Genomic DNA, 17,034 nt, shown 5'->3' with positions numbered 1-17,034 from the left:
CCCCGGGCGTTTTCTGCGCGCCCCCCCCGGGGGGGGGGTGGGGGTGGCGCCCCCCGGGCGGGGGGGGCCCCCCCCCCGGCCGTTTGGGCCTGGTCGGGTAATATTGCGACTGCGCCACCGGATGCGCCACTGGGCAATTCGTCGCCCCGGCCGCTTTTACGTATGTTGTGTTGGCGCCTCCGGGGACTGTCCCGCCCTGGTTTTTCCGCCGGCTCCCGCCCATGAAGCACGTCGTCACCCTCACCCTGAACCCGGCCATTGACAAAAGCACCAGCGTGCCCCAGCTCGTGCCCGAGCAGAAGCTGGCGTGCGCGCCGCCCACAGTGGAGCCCGGCGGCGGGGGCATCAACGTGGCGCGGGGCCTGCAGCGGCTGGGGCTGGCGGCGCGGGCGGTGTTCGTGGCCGGCGGCCCGCCCGGTGAGGTGCTTCAGCAGTTGATGGCGCGCGAGGGCCTGGCCCAGCACCCCGTGCCCACGGCCGCCTGGACCCGCGAAAACCTCACCGTGGTCGACGCCTCCAACAACCAGCAGTTCCGCTTCGGCATGCCCGGCACCACCGTCACGGCCGCCGAGCAGGCCCGGGTGCTGGCCACCCTGGTGGCCCTCGCCCCGGCTCCCGACGTGCTGGTGGTGAGCGGCAGCCTGCCCCAGGGCGTGGCGCCCGCGTTCATGGGCGAGCTGGCCCGCTGGGCCCGGCAGGCCGGGGCCAAGTTAATCGTGGACACTTCCGAAGAAGCCCTGCGCAGCGCCGTGGCCGAGGGCGTGTACCTGCTCAAGCCCAACCTGGGCGAGCTGGCCAAGCTGGCCGGCGTGCCCGCGCTCGACAGCGAGTCGGCCGCCGGGGCCGCAAAAGCCATCATCGCGCAGGGCAAATGCGAAATCGTGGTGGTGTCGCTGGGTCCCAACGGCGCCTGCCTCGTCACCCGCGACGTGGAGGAGCACATCGCCGCCCCGGCGGTCAAAAAGCGTAGCACCGTGGGCGCCGGCGACAGCATGGTGGCGGGCCTGGTGTTCGCGCTCTGCCAGGGCCGGCCGGTGCGCGAGGCCGTGCGCCTGGGCGTGGCCTGCGGCACGGCCGCCACCATGAACCCCGGCACCGAGCTTTTTCACTTGGCTGATGCCGAGCGGCTGTTTCAGTGGCTCTTGCAAGCTATGCCCCGTCCCGTGTTGGCTGGCTAAGAACCCGGCCGAAAAACAAGTGGAACGTCCGGCTCGGCTGGCGTCCGCGCAGCCGAGCCGGACGAGCTTTTGGCGGCGAAAGTATTTTGCGGATAGGTGCTTGGCCCCCCTGAACCGGGGCGGTGTTGCCGTGACGGGAGACCTGCCCCGGGCTGGTCCCATCCGGCTCCGCGGCCGTGTTCGGGCCCGGGCCGGCTAGAGCTGGCCGTGTTGGGGCGGGACCGTGAGCAGCCTTTTGCCTTACCTTTGCCCCGATGCGCCTCCTGACCTTGCTGCTTTCTGGATATTTTCTGCTGCTGGGCTGCCTGCCGCCGAACACGGACGCGCACGAAATCGGGGAGTCGCTGGCCTTGCGCCACCACCACGAGCAGGCGCACCACGACAGCTCCCTGCTGGATTTTCTGCTCGACCACTACGCCGGCCAGCACCACCGCCACGACGGCGACACCGACCGGGAGCACCAGTCGCTGCCCTTCCACCACGTCCACGACTGCCCGTTTGCGCTCGTTGCCTGGGCGGTGGCTCCGGTTGTGGTGCCCCAGGCCCCGCCCGCGTTCCGGCCGGGCGAAGCGCCGGCCGCCGCCTACGACGCGGGGGCCTCGGCCGGCATTCCGAGCACCTGCTGGCAGCCGCCACGGGTCTAACCCTTCTCTATTTTCCGGCTTTAGCTGACCGGCTCCGCGAGGCGTGGAGCGCGGTTTGCTGCGTTTTGGGTCCGGGTCGCGGCAGCGGCAGGGGGCCGCCGGCAAAGCTTTTTTCTTGGTTAGGTTTCACGCGCTGCGGCTCCATGTTCGACCGGCTCATTCATTTTTCCATCAACAACAAGCTCATCATTGGGCTGCTGACGCTGGCCCTGGTGGCCTGGGGCAGCTACTCGCTCAAGCACCTGCCCATTGATGCCGTGCCCGACATCACCACCAACCAGGTGATAGTGTACACGGTGGCGCCCTCGCTGGCCGCCAGCGACATCGAGCGGCTCGTGTCCTTTCCCGTGGAGCAGAGCGTGGCCACCATTCCCGACCTGGAGGAGGTGCGCTCGTTTTCGCGCTTCGGGCTGTCGGTGGTCACCATCGTGTTCAAAGACGACGTGGACATCTACTGGGCCCGCCAGCAAATCAGCGAGCGGCTGCAGGAGGCCCAGGAGCAAATTCCGCCGGGCACCGGGCGGCCCACGCTGGGCCCGGTGAGCACGGGGCTGGGCGAGATTTACCAGTACGTGCTGCGCCCCGCGCCCGGCTACGAGCAGGTGCACGGCCCCCGCGAGCTGCGCACCATGCAGGACTGGCTGGTGCGCCGCCAGCTGCTGGGCACGCCCGGCGTGGCCGACGTGAGCAGCTTCGGCGGCCTGCTCAAGCAGTACGAAGTGGCCCTCGACCCGGCCCGGCTCCGCTCGCTGGGCGTGACCGTGGACCAGGTGTACCAGGCCGTGGCCCGCAACAACCAGAACACCGGCGGGGCCTACCTCGACGTCAACCCGCAGTCGTACTTCATCCGCACCGAGGGCCTGGCCGCCACGCCCGCCGACCTGGGCAACATCGTGGTGCGCCAAACGGCCAATGGCCTGCCCGTGCTGGTGCGCGACGTGGCCCAGGTGCGCCTGGGCGCCGCCCTCCGCTACGGGGCCATGACGCGCAACGGCGCCGGCGAAGTGGCCGGCGGCGTGGTGCTCATGCTCAAAGGGGCCAACGCCAACGAGGTGATTCAGGCCGTGAAAACGCGCATGGAAACCGTGCGCAAGTCCCTGCCCCGGGGCGTGCTGGTGGACGTGTACCTCGACCGCTCCGAGCTGGTGGGCCGCGCCATCGGCACCGTGACCAAAAACCTGGCCGAGGGCGCGCTGATTGTGATTTTGGTGCTGGTGCTGTTTCTGGGCAACTGGCGGGCGGGGCTGGTGGTGGCCTCGGTCATTCCGCTGGCCATGCTCTTTGCCATCAGCCTGATGCGCGTGTTTGGCGTGTCGGGCAACCTGCTCAGCTTGGGCGCCATCGACTTCGGGCTGGTCGTGGACGGGGCCGTGATTATTGTGGAGGCCATCGTGCACCGCCTGCACGGCGGGCCGCGGGCGGCCCCGGCCCGGCTCAGCCCGGAGCAGATGAACGAGGAAACCTACCAGGCGGCGTCCAAAATCCGCTCCTCGGCCGCGTTTGGCGAAATCATCATCCTGATTGTGTACCTGCCGCTGCTGGCGCTGGTCGGCACCGAGGGCAAGATGTTCCGGCCGATGGCCCAGACGGTGGCCTTCGCCATTCTGGGCGCCTTTATCCTGAGCTTGACCTACGTGCCGATGATGTCGGCCCTGGTGCTGAGCCGCAACACGCAGCACCAGGAGAATTTTTCGGACCGAATGATGTCCTTCTTCACCCGCTGCTACGAGCCGCTGCTGCTCCGGGCCCTGCGGGCGAAAGCGCTGGTGCTGGGGGCGGCCGGGGGGCTGTTTGTCGGGGCGGGGCTGCTGTTTCGCACCCTGGGCGGCGAGTTCATTCCAACCCTTGCGGAAGGCGACTTTGCCGTGGAGATGCGCACGCTGGCGGGCAGCTCCTTGGGCTACACCGCCGATAAAACCCAGCAGGCCCAGCGCATCCTGCTGAAGCAATTCCCGGAGGTGAAGGAAGTGGTGGGCAAAGTCGGCTCGGCCGAAATCCCGACCGACCCCATGCCGGTGGAAGCCGCCGATTTGATAGTGGTGCTGGAAAAAGACCTGAGCAAGTGGACCTCCGCCAAGACCCAGGAGGAGCTGGCCGAGCAGATGACCGCCGCCGTGAGCGTCATTCCGGGCGTGACGTTCAGCTTTCAGCAGCCCATTCAGATGCGCTTCAACGAGCTGAGCAGCGGCGTGAAGCAGGACGTAGTGCTGAAAATCTACGGCGAGGACCTGGCCCAGCTCAGCCGCTACGCCCGGCAGGCGGCGGCCCTGGCCCGGCGGGTGCCCGGCGCAGTGGACGTGTACGCCGAGGAAGCCACCGGCCTGCCCCAGATTGTGGTGACGCTGGACCGCAACCGCCTGGCCCAGTTCGGCCTCAACGTGGCGGATGTGAACCGCACCGTGCAAACGGCCTTTGCCGGCCAGACCGCCGGGCAGGTGTTCGAGCAGGAGCGCCGCTACGATGTGGTGCTGCGCCTGCGGCCCGACCTGCGCCAGGACGTCAACTCGATCAAGCAGCTCTTCGTGGCCGCGCCCAACGGCGCGCAGGTGCCGCTGGAGCAGGTGGCCACCGTGGCGCTGGTCGACGGCCCCAACCAGATTCAGCGCGACGACGCCAAGCGCCGCATCACCATGGCGTTTAACGTGCGGGGCCGTGACGTGGAGAGCGTGGTGACGGACCTGCGGACTCGGGTGGACCGGCAGCTCAAGTTCGCGCCCGGCTACTACGCCACCTACGGCGGGCAGTTCGAAAACCTGCGCCAGGCCACCGACCGCCTGCTGGTGGCCGTGCCCGTGGCGCTGCTGCTGATTTTCGTGCTCCTGTTTTTTACCTTCCGCTCGCTCAAGCAGTCGGCGCTGATTTTCACGGCCATTCCGCTCTCGGCCATCGGCGGGGTGCTGGCGCTGTGGGGGCGCGGCATGCCGTTCAGCATCTCGGCCGGGGTGGGCTTCATTGCCCTGTTCGGGGTGGCCGTGCTCAACGGCATCGTGCTCATCGGCTACTTCAACCAGCTCAAAGCCGAAGGCGTGACGGACCTGACGGAGCGCATCCGCCGCGGGGCCGAAGTCCGCCTGCGGCCGGTGCTGATGACGGCCACGGTGGCGTCGCTGGGCTTCCTGCCGATGGCGCTCAGCACCTCGGCCGGCTCGGAGGTGCAGCGGCCGCTGGCCACGGTGGTCATCGGCGGGCTGCTCACGGCCACGCTGCTCACGCTGCTGGTGCTGCCGGTGCTGTACGCGCTGGTGGAGGGAGGAAGAGAATTAAAAATGAAAAATGAAAAATTAAAAATGAATGGCAACGGCAGGGCTCGAACGGCATCGGCTACATTACTTTTTTTCATTTTTCATTTTTCATTTTTAATTCCAACGCAAGCCCAGCAAGCCCCCCTGACCGCCGCCCAGGCCGTGGCCCAGGCCCTGCAAACCAACGGCACCGTGACGGCCGCCCGGGGCGCGCTCGAAGCCCAGCAGGCCGTGCGCCGCGGGGCCGTGGACGTACTCGGGCGCACAACTATTCAGGGCACCTACGGCCAGTTCAACTCCTACCGCAACGACAACCTGCTGAGCATCACGCAGCCGCTGAGCTTGCCCGGCGTGTACCGCAGCCAGGCCCGCCTGGCCGATGCCCAGGTGACCAGCCGCGAGCTGGAGCTGGCCCGGGTGCAGGCCGAGCTGCGCCAGCAGGTGCGCCTGAGCTACGAGCAGGCCGTGCACGCCCGCCACCGCCTGCGCGTGCTGCGCGGGCAGGACAGCCTCTACGCCGAGTTTCTGCGGGCGGCCACCCTGCGCTTTAAGACCGGCGAGGTGGCCCGCCTGGAGCCGGCCACCGCCCAGGTGCAGCAAGGCGAAACCCGGGCCCTGCTGCGCCAGGCCCGCGCTGACTACGCCGTGGCTCAGCGCCAATTGCAGGCGTTGTTGCAGCAACCGACGGCCGTGTTCCCGGCCGACAGTGTGCTGCGTCTGCTGACGCCCGCCGCCACTCCGGCCCGCCCCGATACCGCCCTGCTGGCCCAGAACGCCCAGGCCCGCGTGCTGCGGCAGCAGGTGCGGGAGCGGCAGGCGGCCACCCGCGCCGAGCAGGCCCAGGGCCTGCCCGGCTTCACCCTCGGCTACTTCAACCAGAGCCTGATTGGCCCGCAAACCGTGGGCGGCGTGGGCGGCCCGGAGCGCTACTACGGCGGCGGCGACCGGTTCCAGGGCGTGACGGCCGGCGTGGCCCTGCCGCTGCGGCGCGGGCCGCAAAAGGCCCGCGTGCAGGCCGCCCGTCTGCAAGAGCAGGTCGCCCAAACTCAGGCCCAGCGCTACCAGGCGGAGCTGGCGGCGCGATTGGACGAGCTGCAAGTCCGCCGCCGGGAGCTGGTGGAGCGGGTGCAGTTCTATGAGTCGACCGGCCTGCCCCAGGCGGCCGTCATCGTGCGGCTGAGCACCCGCGCCTTCAAGGCCGGGGAGATGGGCCACTCCGAGTACCTGCTCAACCTGGACCGGGCCCTGAAGCTGCGCACCGCCCACCTGGATGCCCTGTTGGCCCACAATCAAATCATCATCGCGCTCGACTATTTGCTGGGCGGGGCCGCGCAGTAGGGGCGGCCCCGCCGTCGTGGTTTTTTACTCTTCATCTGAAACACGCATGAAACGTTCGACGGCCTTAATCCTGCTGCTGACCTCGACGCTGGCCGGCTGCGGCCCTGGCCCAGCCGACACCACCGGACCAGCCGCCGCCCAAGCAGCGGGGGCCAGCGAAGCCGCGCGCGAAGCCGACCCGGCGCTGGTGACGCTCTCGGCGGCCGAGCAGCAGGCCGGCGGGGTCCGAACCGGCCGCGTCAGCGCCCGGCCCATGGGCACGGGCCTGGCCGTGACCGGTACCCTGGACGTGCCCCCGGAAAGCACGGTGGCCATCACCGCCCCGCTGGGCGGCTTCGTGGAAAACACCGAGCTGCTCCAGGGCACCCGGGTTGGCAAGGGTCAGGTGCTGGCCGTCATTCGCAACCCCGAGTTCGTGCAGCTCCAGCAGGACTACCTCGAAACGGGCAGCCGCCTCGAATACGCCCGCGCCGAGCTGGCCCGCCAACGCGAGTTGTACGAGCAGGAAGTGGCCCCCCAGAAAAACTACCAGCGCGCCCGGGCCGACTACCACGCCCTGCGCGTGCAAACCCAGGCCCAGGCCGCCCGCCTGCGGCTGGCCGGCCTGCCCGTGGGCGGGCGCATCGTGAGCACGGCCACCCTGCGCGCCCCGCGCGCCGGCTTCGTGAAAACGGTGAACGTAACCGTGGGCCAGGCCGTGACGGCCACCGAAACCCTGTTTGAAATCGTGGACCCCGAGCACCTGCACGTCGAGCTGACCGTGTTTGAAAAAGACGTGGCCAAGCTGCAAAAAGGGCAGCTCATCCGCTTCACCCTGCCCAGCGACTCGGCCCGCGGCGGCCAGGAGCGCACGGGCCGCGTGTACCTCATCGCCCGGGCCATCGGCGCCGACCGCACCGTGCGCGTGCACGGCCACTTGGACCGGGAAAACGACCCGGCCCTGCTGCCCGGCCTTTACGTGCGGGCCACCATCGAGACCGGTCGAACCGACGTGGCGGCCCTGCCCAACGCGGCCCTGGTGCGCTTCCAGGGCCAGGCTTACGGCTTTGTGGCCGAGGCGGCGGGCCGCTACCGCATGGTGGCCCTGCCCACCGGCCGCAGCGAGGACGGCCACACCGAAGTCACCCTGCCCGCCGACCTGCCGGCCACCACCACCTTCGTGACCGAGGGCGCCTACTCGCTGCTGGCCAAGCTCAAAAACACGGCGGAAGTAGAGTAGGAGCTAGAAGAAAGTAGAAAAGAACGTCATGCGGAGTTTGCCGAAGCATCTCGCGGGTGGCGGTAACACACTTGATTAGGTGTATAACCCCCGTTGCGGCCTACCGAACGATAGCCCCAGCGGGGCGACATGTTGGTAGTCCTGGCCGGAAAAACGGGGTTCTGAGCCCCAGCGGGGCGACATTTATTGGCGCAAGTGTCGCCCCACGGGGGCTTAACAAACCCGCATACATTGGTTTTACTATCGGTATGCCGCCCCGCTGGGGCTACCGTTCGGTAGTCCGCAATTTGAGATATATACAGGCCTTTCTATTGGCGTAGCGAAGCCCCGCCGCGCGTCACGTCCCACGGTCTTGGTAACTGTGCTAATTGTGCGAGCGGGATGCTTCGGCAAGCTCCGCATGACGTTTTCTCGGTGAACCCCTCCTCATGCCACTGCTCCCGTGCACCTATGGTAACTATACTCAAACCCCTGGCTGTGTTTTTCTTAGCCGGCCTCTGTGAAATCGGGGGCGGCTACCTGATGTGGCAGTGGCTCAAGGCTGGTCGCCCGGCCTGGACGGGCCTGGTGGGCCTGGTGCTGCTGATGCTCTACGGTTGGGTGGCTACCTGGCAGCCCACGTCGTTCGGCAAAACCTACGCCGTGTACGGGGCCGTGTTCATTGTCATGTCCATCGCCTGGGCCGCGTACTTCGACGGCTTCCGGCCCGACCAATTCGATGTGATTGGCGGGCTGGTTTGCTTCGCGGGCATTGCCATCATTCTGTTCTGGCCCCGGGCCTGAACGCGGGAATTGTAAGGCAAATAGTCAGAACCAAGCAGTGAGTAGCAGGATGGCACAACCCTGGTTGCTAAGTTGAAAGCCGCAATTGGGACTGGCAAAAGCTTCGCCACCCACAGCGGCGCTTACGGGCGCGCTGCTTCGCAGAAATGCCGCTCCATCGCGCCCCCAAAGTCCTGCTCCGCCCGTTGCGTGCGCCGGGACCCCTGGCAGAAGCGCACGAAGCCGTGGTCGGCCGTGCCCATTATCCTGCTGCCTTGGAACCAGCGCAACCCGCTGGTCCGGGCCGGAGCCGAAAAACCCGGTTTCCCATCCATTGGACGCCCTCCCCGGCCCCTGGCCACTCGGCCGCGGCGCTTACTTGCGGTCGAAATAGTGCCCGTGTTCCAGGTCAGCCAGCAGCGTGTTGTGGGTCGGCTGCCAGCCCAGCCGCTGTTGCGTGAGCTGGCTGGAGGCCGGGGCATCGAGCTGGGTGAAGCCGGCGAATGCGCCAAAATGTGCCGCGGCCTCTTCGGGTGATTTGGACACCACCGGCAGGTCCAGACCCTTGCCGATGGCTGCGGCGATGGTGCGGAACGGAATGGCTGCTTCGGCCACCGCGTGGTAGCGCGCGTCGGCGGCCCCGTGCTCGAGCGCCAACCGGAAGAGCCGGGCCGCGTCGAGCCGGTGCACCGCGTTCCAGCGGTTTTGCCCTTCGCCGACGTAGGCCGACACGCCCGTGGCGCGGGCAATGTCGATGAGCGCCGGCACGAAGCCGTGGTCGCCGTCGCCGTGCACGGACGGCGAGAGCCGCAGCAGCGCCACGCGCACGCCCCGGTCTGCCACCGCGCCGGCGGCTTCTTCCGTCGCAACGCGGGGAAAATCGTGGACAGTCAACGCGGAGGCCTCGTTTTCGGTCGCCACGCGGCCGGGCGTGATGAGCGCGGTGCCGGAGGTAACGACGAACGGCCGGTCCGAGCCCACGAGCGCGGAGCCGAGGGCCTCCACGGCCCGCCGGTCGATTTCGCAGACGGCCGGGAAGTTCGCAAAATCGTGGATGAAGCCCAGATGCGCGACCCCATCGGCGGCGGCGGCCCCCCGGCGCAAGCTGTCCAAATCTTCCACTTCGCCCCGGTGGGCCTGGGCTCCCGCGGCCACCAGCTCTTGGGCCGCTTTCTCCGAGCGGGCGAGGCCGAGCACCTGGTGGCCCGCGCCGAGTAATTCCTGAACGACGGCCGAGCCCACGAAGCCCGTGGCGCCAGTGACGAAAATACGCATGGTTTGTTCCTTTTAGTGAGGAGTGGTTACCGCACAAAGGTCCGGTGGCCCGCCGCCCGCGCGTTTGCTTAAAGCAAAGTTTTTACTGTCCAATTCAAACAGCGGCCGGGCCGCGGAAAGCGCTGGGAACCAGGTTCGTCTGCCGCTTGAAGAAATGGCAAAAATGGGCCACGTCGGCAAAGCCCAGGCCGTCGGCGATTTCCGAGACGGTCCAATTCGTTTGCTTGAGCAGTAGCTTGGCTTCCTGCGCCACTCGGCCGCCAATGAGCGCGGTGGTCGTCTGGCCGGTCGTGTCCTTGAGCACCCGGTTGAGGTGGTTGACATGCACGGCCAGCCGGTTGGCGTAGTCGGTGGCCGTGCGCAGGCGCAGCTGCTGCTGCGGGGTAGCGAGCGGAAACTGCCGCTCCAGCAAGTCCATAAACAGCGCCACCAGCCGGGCCGCCGCACTGGGAGCCGGGGCCCGGGCCGGGGTGGGCTGGAGCTTTTGCCCCAGGTAAATCAGTTCCAGCAGGTAGGCCCGCAGCAGGTCGTACTTGTAGGCAAAATCAGACGCAATTTCCCGCGTCATCTTCTCAAAAATAACTTCCACCGCCGCGTAGTCGGCGGGTGCAATCTCCCACACCGGGCACCCGCCCGGCTGAAAAATCGGCAACTGATTCAGCATCATTCCTCCGTTAGTGGGCAGTAGAAATTCGTCGGTGAAGATGCAGAAGTAGCCGACCTGCGCCGGGTCGTGCGGCAGCCAGCGGTAGGGCACCCGGGACGTGGCAAACCACAGGGCCTGCTGCTCGACGTCGATGGCCTGGTCGGCGTATTCCACCCGGCTGCGCCCGCGCACCAGGCTGATTTTGTAGAAGGCCCGCCGGTCGAAGGCCATCGGCGGCCGGTGCTGATAGCCGCGCATCAGGTCTTCGACGAGAAAGACGTTGAAGTGCCCGACTTCCGGCAGCGGGTTCGGCGGCGGCGAGCCCGCCGCCGGACTGACGACGGCCACGAGTTCGGTGTAGGACGCTTCGAGGGGACGGGACTGCATGGCGAACAGTTGAAAAAATCAAAGGTAAGGACTGTTCTTCTCGTCTCCGTTCCCCGGTCCGCGGGTGTGGTTGACCGGCACGATGCCCAGCTCGCGCCGGAGGTAAAAGCTTGCGGGGCGCGTCGGAGGTTTTCCTTAGCTGCTGAACAACCCCCGAGACGCAGCGTGTTGCGTTTCTGCCGCGCTGAGGCTTGTCGCAGCTAACCCAATCAGCCTCTTGTGACTTCTTAACTTATGACTGGCTACCCAGGACCGGCACAGGTTCTACACCAGCAGCGCTTTGCGCCTGGTCTTTATCGTTTTCTTCGCCCTACTATGCTCCGTCCCGCATCCACCAACCTCGATGAGGAGCTGAACACCGCCAAGCAGGTGCAGCCCGAAAACGTGGGCGCCCTCAGCCGCGGGCAGCTTACGCCCTCGGCCGCCGCTTCGCCAGAGGGCCACGATGTGGCCGGGCACGACCACGGTGACCACGCCGGCCACGGCCACGGCCCGGCCGACGACAACCCCTACCTCTGGCCCGGCGTCAGCTTCGCGCTGCTGCTGGGCGGCCTGGCCCTGGACCAGTATTTCGCCGGCTTCTTCACGGGCTACGCGCGCCTGGCTTGGTACGGGCTGGCGTTTGGGCTGGTGGGCTGGAGGGTGCTGCAAGCGGCCGTGCTCAGCATCCCGTCGGGCAACGTGTTCAACGAGTTTCTACTGATGAGCATCGCCACGCTCGGCGCTTTCGCCATTGGCGAGTACCCCGAGGGCGTGGCCGTGATGCTGTTCTACACCGTGGGCGAGCTGTTTCAGGACGCGGCCGTGAACCGGGCCAAGCGCAGCATCCGGGCCCTGCTCGAAATTCAGGCCACCGAAGTCACCGTCATTCGCCACGGCCAGCCCCTGGTGCTCGACCCCAAGGAAGTGGTAGTCGGCGACACCATCGAGGTGAAGCCGGGCGAGAAAGTGGCCCTCGACGGCACCCTCACCACCGGCCCGGCCTCGTTCAACACCGCCGCCCTCACCGGCGAATCCGTCCCCCAAACCAAGCAAGCCGGCGCCGTGGTGCTGGCCGGCATGGTCAACCTGGAAAGCCTGATTCAGGTGGCCGTGACGGCGGGCTACCGGGACACCAAGCTGGCCCGCATTCTGGCCCTGGTGCAGGACGCGGTGGGCCGCAAGGCCAAGACCCAGCAGTTCATCACCCGGTTTGCCCGGGTGTATACGCCCATTGTGGTGGCGCTGGCCGTGCTGCTGGTGCTGGGGCCTTACTTCGTGGTCGACGACTACGTGTTCCGCACCTGGCTCTACCGGGCGCTGGTGTTCCTCGTCATTTCCTGCCCCTGCGCGTTGGTCATCAGCATTCCGCTGGGCTATTTCGGCGGCATCGGCGCGGCTTCGCGGGCCGGCATCTTGTTCAAAGGCTCCAATTTCCTCGACGTGCTGCGCGAAATCGACACCGTGGTGCTGGACAAAACCGGCACCCTCACTCAGGGCGTGTTCGCCGTGCAGCGGGTGCAGCCCGCGCCCGGCCTGGAAGTTGCGCAATTGCTCCGGCTCGTGGGCGCGCTCGAAGCCAAATCGACCCACCCCATTGCCAAGGCCGTGGTGCGGCACGTGGGCGCGGCGGCCACGGGCGTTGCGGTAGAAAACGTCGAGGAAATTGCCGGTCACGGCCTGCGCGGCCGGGTCGACGGCCAGGACGTGCTGGCCGGCAACCCCAAGCTGCTCGCCAAGTTCGGCGTGGCCTACCCGGCGGAAGTCGACCAGCTACTTGACAGCACCGTGGTGGCGGCCGTGGACGGCCAGTACGCCGGCTACCTGACCGTGGCCGACGCCCCCAGGGAAGACGCCGCCCGCACCGTGCGGGAGCTGCGGGCCGACGGCATCAGCAAAATCGTGATGCTTTCCGGTGATAAGGACAGCATCACCCAGCGTGTGGCTCGGGAGCTGGGCATCGCCGAAGCCCACGGCGGCCTGCTGCCCGAAGACAAGGCCCGCTACGTGCAGCAGTACAAGGCCGCGGGCCGCCGCGTGGCCTTCGTGGGCGACGGCGTGAACGACGCGCCCGTGGTGGCCCTGGCCGACGTGGGCATCGCCATGGGTGGCCTCGGCGCCGATGCCACCATCGAAACGGCCGACGTGGTCATCCAAACCGACCACCCCAGCAAGGTGGCCACCGCCCGCCGCATTGCCCGCGCCACCCACGCCGTGGTGTGGCAAAACATCTGGCTGGCCTTCGTCGTCAAGGGCGTCGTGCTGGTCCTGGGCGCCGGCGGCCTGGCCACCATGTGGGAGGCGGTGTTTGCCGACGTGGGCGTGGCCCTGCTGGCCATCCTCAACGCGGTGCGCATCCAGCGCATGAGGTTTTAGACTGGGACGGGAACTGCCACTGCGCTTTTGCCCTCGGCCCGTGTCCAATTACAGCCCCAGCTGCTACCGTACCTAAAATGCGCGTGAAGACGGGAAGCCCAGGAAGCTGAGCTACGGCCGGCGGTTGCCCATGTTGCTGCTGTTGCCGGCGCCTTGGGCCGGCGTTGTGGACTCCCACCCCACTTGGCGTTGTTTCTCGACCGTGGCCGCCAGCCACTGGTTGAATTCCTTTTCGATGCGGGGCAGGGGCTTGCCCACGGCGGCGGCCAGCAGCTGTTCGCTGCTGCCGAGGGTTTGCTCCAGGTCCGGTTCCTGCTGGCGAAACTTTTGGTACACCGCCGGCAAGCAGCCTTTCTCCTGCAGAAAGAGGGCGAAATACCGGGCTAGGGCGTGGTTGTAGGCCTGTTCTTGCAGCGTCAGGGCCCCTTTGGGGCCGTGTTCTTCGGTGGGCGATAAATTTTCGGCGTACCCGTCGAACTGGTCCCAGGGCATGGCCATCAGCTCGGCAATGGTCCGCTTCAGGGCAAGGTCCGGCTCGCCCTTCAACGAGCCGCTGAGGGCTTTCCACGGGCGGTTGAGCACCGGGTGCGCGCCAAACTCGTAGAGCACCCGCCCGCGCCAGTTGGGCAGGCCCCGGATGCCGGCGGGGCCAGTGGCCGAAACTTCGTACAAGGCGGCCATGCCCTCGTCCAGCCACGGCGGAATGTCCCCGAAGTTGACCCGCGCCAGCAGGTGAAACAGCTCGTGCTGCAGCGTGCCCTGCCCGGCGTAGGGCACGGCCGCCGCCAGGCTCAAATCGTTCTGAAAGCTGTAGCCGATGGCCCCGTCCGTTATCCGAATGCCGTGCTGAATTTCGGCAATGCGCCGCAGCTGGTCGGCACTCGCGGCCACGTACACCGTCAGGAACTGGGGCGGTGTTTCCATGCGGTAGGCCCGGCGGTAGAAGCGCAGGTAGCTTTCCAGCTCGGCGCCGATGCGCTCCAGGGCCGCCTGCGGATGGTCGCTGCCGCCGGTCAGCAAAAAGTGCTCCGTGCGCGCGGTGTTGCAGCTGCCGCGGTACACGTCTTGGCAGTAGTTAACCGGCTTGTTGCCGACGGTGCGGCTGGTGGCCAGCGCCCGTTGGAACGGCCCCAGGGCCGAATCTTGCCGGCTGGCCAGAATTTTGCGCTGTTCGAATTCCTCCTCGGCAATCTCGGCCACTATCTGCGCCGGCTCACTCACCACGGTTGCGTTGTTGAAGTTGAACTGGTAAAAGGTTTTGCCGCCCGCGTACCCACCCGTGCTGCGAATCGAGGAAAAGATGATGTTGTAGGTAACCGGGTCGGGCCCGGCCGCCGCGCTCAGGGCGGCGGTGCATTTGCTGTGCTCGACCTCAATGGTGCGCCGCATTGGTTTTGACATCGAGTAATGTTGCAGCATCCACGCGAAGCGCCGCGTCACCAGGCTTTGCTCGCGTTGCAGTTGGCACCAGCTGGTTGCAATCATGTAGTCAACTTCCAGGTTGCGGCCGTAGGGCTGCTTGCGGTATTCCTTGAGCAGCAGGGCCACTTGCTGGTACTGGCGCTGCGTCCACAGGCTGCGCAACTCTTTGAGCGTGACCTGGCCGTGCGCCAGTTGAGGCAGGGCCAGCAGCGCCAGGAAGAGCCCGGCCAGCCGAAGAAAAGTGAGGGGTGCCATGGTGCCGCAAAGGGGTGGCGTGGGAAGAAAAGCCGGCCGGCGCCTGACTACAAGGAGGGGGGCAGCGGCGCCGGCCGCAGGGGAATGACGGTGTCGTCGGCCGAATCGCGCGGCAGCTCGCCGGGCGGTGCCGGCGCGCGGGCCGGCGCGGGGCCGGGCAGGCTGGGCCACTCGTGGATGTAGGAGGGCTGGTCCACGACCTCAATCTTGTAGTGCGTCACCATGGTGGTGAACATCAGGGCCGCGCCGAGCAGGGCGAGCACCAGGCCGGGCGAGGCCGTTTGGAGGGCTATTTTGCCGCCGGCCCCTTCGGCCGCGAGCCGGGACTCGGCCTCCTGCAGCTTGCCCAGCACGAAGGTGGCCCCCACGATGGTGAGAATCATCCCGGTCACGAACCCGAGGTAGGTAATCCAGACCCGCGAGAGGAGCAGCATGTTGGCCTGGTGGTGGCGCCGCTGCACCGTGAGCGCCTCCAGCGTGGCCAGCGTGTGCCACCGCGTGGCCGCTAGGATGTCTGCGCTCGTGACGTCCGCGTTCAGCTCCCGAAAAGCGTCCAGCCGCTGCAGAGCGGGCCGCAAGTCCGCGGTGGGGGCGGCGTTGATGCGCTCGTAGAGATAGTACAGCTGCAGGAAGCTCCCCACAAAAAACAGAAAGGCCAGCGCGGCCAGCGTTTTGGTCATGAACGGCAGCAGCGCCGTTTGCCAGCGGTTCACGAAGGCGTGGTCGGCGCGGCCGGCCGGCGCGGTCCCCGCTTCCTGGCCCACCGACAAAACGGCGCTTTGCTGAATACCAGAATTTCTGACTCCTTCCATATTGGAAAGGTAAGATATTCAAGTCAAACAAAGCGCGTTACCGACTGGTAGCTAGCGGCATTGGTGCTGGTGCTGCCCCCGGAGCCAGGTGCCGGACCCGCGGCGGCGGGAGCTGGAGCTGGCAGTTGCTTCCGCCCGCCGCTGCCTCGTCAGCCACGGGCTACTCCAGCCGCCGCAGCCCCAGCACCCCCACGATAATCAAACCGCTGTAGAATAGGCGCGCCCAGGAAAACGGCTGCTTGAGGAGCAGCACGTCCAGCAGCTTGAGCCCGATGACGGCCAGTGCCATCCAGGCGGCGTAGGCCGTGGCGGTGGGAATCTGGCGCGTGGCCAACGACAAAAGCGCGACGTTGCCCAGCCCAAAGGCCACGTAGCCCAGCAGCGGGAGCAGCGGCAGCAAATTGGCCGGCTGGGCAATGGCGTGCGCCCAGTTGACCTCCCGGATGCGCTGCAGGCGGTGGGCTTTCAAGCTGTAGGCCCACAAAACTTCCAAGAGCGCGGCCGCAAGCAGGTAGCGCCAATGCATCGAAAGCACGGGAAAAGGCGGCGGCCTAGACCGGCACGCCCGTCGCCGTATTTTCCGCTACCGGGGCCGTGGGCGCGGCCTGGGGGCGCCGGCCCAGGCCGCGCAGGCGCTGCCACGAGGCCGGCAGCAGCCGGTAGTAGCGCCGCAGTGCGGGGGAGCGCGCCAGCAGCTGGGCTTCGTCGAAGCGCTTCACCGAGAAGACGTGCTGCAGGAAGTAGTCCTTGGGAAAATCGTAGTACAAACCCCACTTCAGCGGCTTGTGCCCGGGCAGGTAAGCCGTGCCGAACAGCCAGTCCCAGAAGGCAAACTTAGTCGAGAAGTTGGCGTGAAACACTTCTTTGTGGTCGGCGTGGTGCCAGAGGTGCATTTCGGGCCCGTTGATGACGTACTGCAGGCGGCCCGAGCGCACGTCGATGTTGGCGTGAATCCAGATGCCCCACACGGCGTCGATGCAGGCCTTGATGGGCACCACCACGGGGTCGGCCCCGAGCAAAATGATGGGCGCAAACTCAATGGTCTGGTTGATGAGAATTTCGACGGCGTGGGAGCGGGAGCCGGCCAGCCAGTCGACTTGCTTGCCCGAGTGGTGGGCCTCGTGGGTGCGCCAGAACAACGGGCTGGCGTGCTGGAAGCGGTGAAACCAGTAGATGTAGAAGTCGTGGGTAATAACGAAAAACGCCACCTGTACCCACACCGGCCAGCCCGTCACGAACTGCAGCTTCGAGAACTCAAAGTGCTGGTCGAGCGGCAGGATGACGTAGTCGAAGATGACAATCTTCAAGAAGAAGCTTTGCACCAGCGTGTACAGCACGAGGTCCGTCCAGAAGCCCTCCCGAAAAAACGGCAGCCCCTTGCGGTACGGAATGACGCGCTCCAGCAGAATGACCACGGCCACCCAGCTGAGCAGGATGGCCGTGGTGATGAGTTCAACGTTTTTCATGGCGTAGGTGGCAGGCTATGCAATTCGGCTTAT

The 17,034-nt window shown here is 66.8% G+C and carries 12 protein-coding genes; 6 read left to right on the top strand and 6 right to left on the bottom strand.

The window, feature by feature from the left end:
• Positions 1-221: 221 nt before the first annotated feature.
• The 5 genes from RMO51_RS07495 (at position 222) to RMO51_RS07475 (ending at position 8,404) form a co-directional block, all read left to right on the top strand.
• Positions 222-1,178, top strand: a complete 957-nt coding sequence (locus RMO51_RS07495; RefSeq protein ID WP_310393446.1) for a 1-phosphofructokinase family hexose kinase — start codon at positions 222-224, stop codon at positions 1,176-1,178.
• Between the two features lie 254 nt (positions 1,179-1,432).
• Positions 1,433-1,822, top strand: a complete 390-nt coding sequence (locus RMO51_RS07490; RefSeq protein WP_310393444.1) for a hypothetical protein — start codon at positions 1,433-1,435, stop codon at positions 1,820-1,822.
• Positions 1,823-1,965: 143 nt separating this feature from the next.
• Positions 1,966-6,402 carry a CusA/CzcA family heavy metal efflux RND transporter gene (locus RMO51_RS07485; protein ID WP_310393443.1) on the top strand — a complete coding sequence of 1,479 codons (4,437 nt, stop codon included), beginning with the start codon at positions 1,966-1,968 and terminating at the stop codon, positions 6,400-6,402.
• 46 nt (positions 6,403-6,448) lie between these two features.
• Positions 6,449-7,621 (top strand): efflux RND transporter periplasmic adaptor subunit, encoded by a 1,173-nt coding sequence (locus tag RMO51_RS07480; RefSeq protein ID WP_310393441.1) that lies wholly within the window; start codon positions 6,449-6,451, stop codon positions 7,619-7,621.
• A gap of 450 nt (positions 7,622-8,071) precedes the next feature.
• Positions 8,072-8,404, top strand: coding sequence for a YnfA family protein (locus tag RMO51_RS07475; protein WP_310393438.1), 333 nt, complete (start codon positions 8,072-8,074; stop codon positions 8,402-8,404).
• A 354-nt stretch (positions 8,405-8,758) separates the two neighbouring features.
• Here RMO51_RS07475 and RMO51_RS07470 read toward each other — a convergent pair whose 3' ends face one another.
• Together RMO51_RS07470 and RMO51_RS07465 are read right to left on the bottom strand one after the other, a co-directional pair.
• A complete protein-coding gene (locus tag RMO51_RS07470) occupies positions 8,759-9,658 on the bottom strand; it encodes an SDR family oxidoreductase (RefSeq protein ID WP_310393436.1) in 900 nt (299 codons plus the stop codon).
• 94 nt (positions 9,659-9,752) lie between these two features.
• Complete coding sequence (locus RMO51_RS07465) at positions 9,753-10,691, bottom strand: helix-turn-helix transcriptional regulator (RefSeq protein WP_310393434.1); 939 nt, start codon at positions 10,689-10,691, stop codon at positions 9,753-9,755.
• Between the two features lie 315 nt (positions 10,692-11,006).
• Here RMO51_RS07465 and RMO51_RS07460 point away from each other — a divergent pair, with 315 nt between their 5' ends.
• Positions 11,007-13,046: a heavy metal translocating P-type ATPase gene (locus RMO51_RS07460; protein WP_310393432.1), complete on the top strand. Its 2,040-nt coding sequence runs from the start codon at positions 11,007-11,009 to the stop codon at positions 13,044-13,046.
• A 111-nt stretch (positions 13,047-13,157) separates the two neighbouring features.
• Here RMO51_RS07460 and RMO51_RS07455 read toward each other — a convergent pair whose 3' ends face one another.
• The 4 genes from RMO51_RS07455 to RMO51_RS07440 form a co-directional block, all read right to left on the bottom strand.
• Entirely contained in the window at positions 13,158-14,723 is a 1,566-nt protein-coding gene (locus RMO51_RS07455; RefSeq protein WP_310393430.1) for a hypothetical protein, read from the bottom strand.
• Between the two features lie 47 nt (positions 14,724-14,770).
• Entirely contained in the window at positions 14,771-15,535 is a 765-nt protein-coding gene (locus RMO51_RS07450) for a hypothetical protein (RefSeq protein WP_310393429.1), read from the bottom strand.
• A 160-nt stretch (positions 15,536-15,695) separates the two neighbouring features.
• Positions 15,696-16,061: an SMR family transporter gene (locus RMO51_RS07445; RefSeq protein ID WP_310393450.1), complete on the bottom strand. Its 366-nt coding sequence runs from the start codon at positions 16,059-16,061 to the stop codon at positions 15,696-15,698.
• A gap of 25 nt (positions 16,062-16,086) precedes the next feature.
• Positions 16,087-17,001, bottom strand: coding sequence for a sterol desaturase family protein (locus tag RMO51_RS07440; RefSeq protein WP_310393427.1), 915 nt, complete (start codon positions 16,999-17,001; stop codon positions 16,087-16,089).
• Positions 17,002-17,034: the final 33 nt, after the last annotated feature.

This window comes from Hymenobacter sp. (assembly GCF_031398885.1).
Taxonomy (GTDB): domain Bacteria; phylum Bacteroidota; class Bacteroidia; order Cytophagales; family Hymenobacteraceae; genus Hymenobacter.
The sequence above is the reverse complement of the archived record's forward strand: the minus strand, read 5'-3'. Positions and strand labels throughout refer to the sequence as shown.

Coding starts and splice junctions, on each gene's coding strand:
- RMO51_RS07495 (WP_310393446.1), top strand. CDS start 222: ATGAAGCACGTCGTCACCCTCACCCTGAACCCGGCCATTGACAAAAGC.
- RMO51_RS07490 (WP_310393444.1), top strand. CDS start 1,433: ATGCGCCTCCTGACCTTGCTGCTTTCTGGATATTTTCTGCTGCTGGGC.
- RMO51_RS07485 (WP_310393443.1), top strand. CDS start 1,966: ATGTTCGACCGGCTCATTCATTTTTCCATCAACAACAAGCTCATCATT.
- RMO51_RS07480 (WP_310393441.1), top strand. CDS start 6,449: ATGAAACGTTCGACGGCCTTAATCCTGCTGCTGACCTCGACGCTGGCC.
- RMO51_RS07475 (WP_310393438.1), top strand. CDS start 8,072: ATGGTAACTATACTCAAACCCCTGGCTGTGTTTTTCTTAGCCGGCCTC.
- RMO51_RS07470 (WP_310393436.1), bottom strand. CDS start 9,658: ATGCGTATTTTCGTCACTGGCGCCACGGGCTTCGTGGGCTCGGCCGTC.
- RMO51_RS07465 (WP_310393434.1), bottom strand. CDS start 10,691: ATGCAGTCCCGTCCCCTCGAAGCGTCCTACACCGAACTCGTGGCCGTC.
- RMO51_RS07460 (WP_310393432.1), top strand. CDS start 11,007: ATGCTCCGTCCCGCATCCACCAACCTCGATGAGGAGCTGAACACCGCC.
- RMO51_RS07455 (WP_310393430.1), bottom strand. CDS start 14,723: ATGGCACCCCTCACTTTTCTTCGGCTGGCCGGGCTCTTCCTGGCGCTG.
- RMO51_RS07450 (WP_310393429.1), bottom strand. CDS start 15,535: ATGGAAGGAGTCAGAAATTCTGGTATTCAGCAAAGCGCCGTTTTGTCG.
- RMO51_RS07445 (WP_310393450.1), bottom strand. CDS start 16,061: ATGCATTGGCGCTACCTGCTTGCGGCCGCGCTCTTGGAAGTTTTGTGG.
- RMO51_RS07440 (WP_310393427.1), bottom strand. CDS start 17,001: ATGAAAAACGTTGAACTCATCACCACGGCCATCCTGCTCAGCTGGGTG.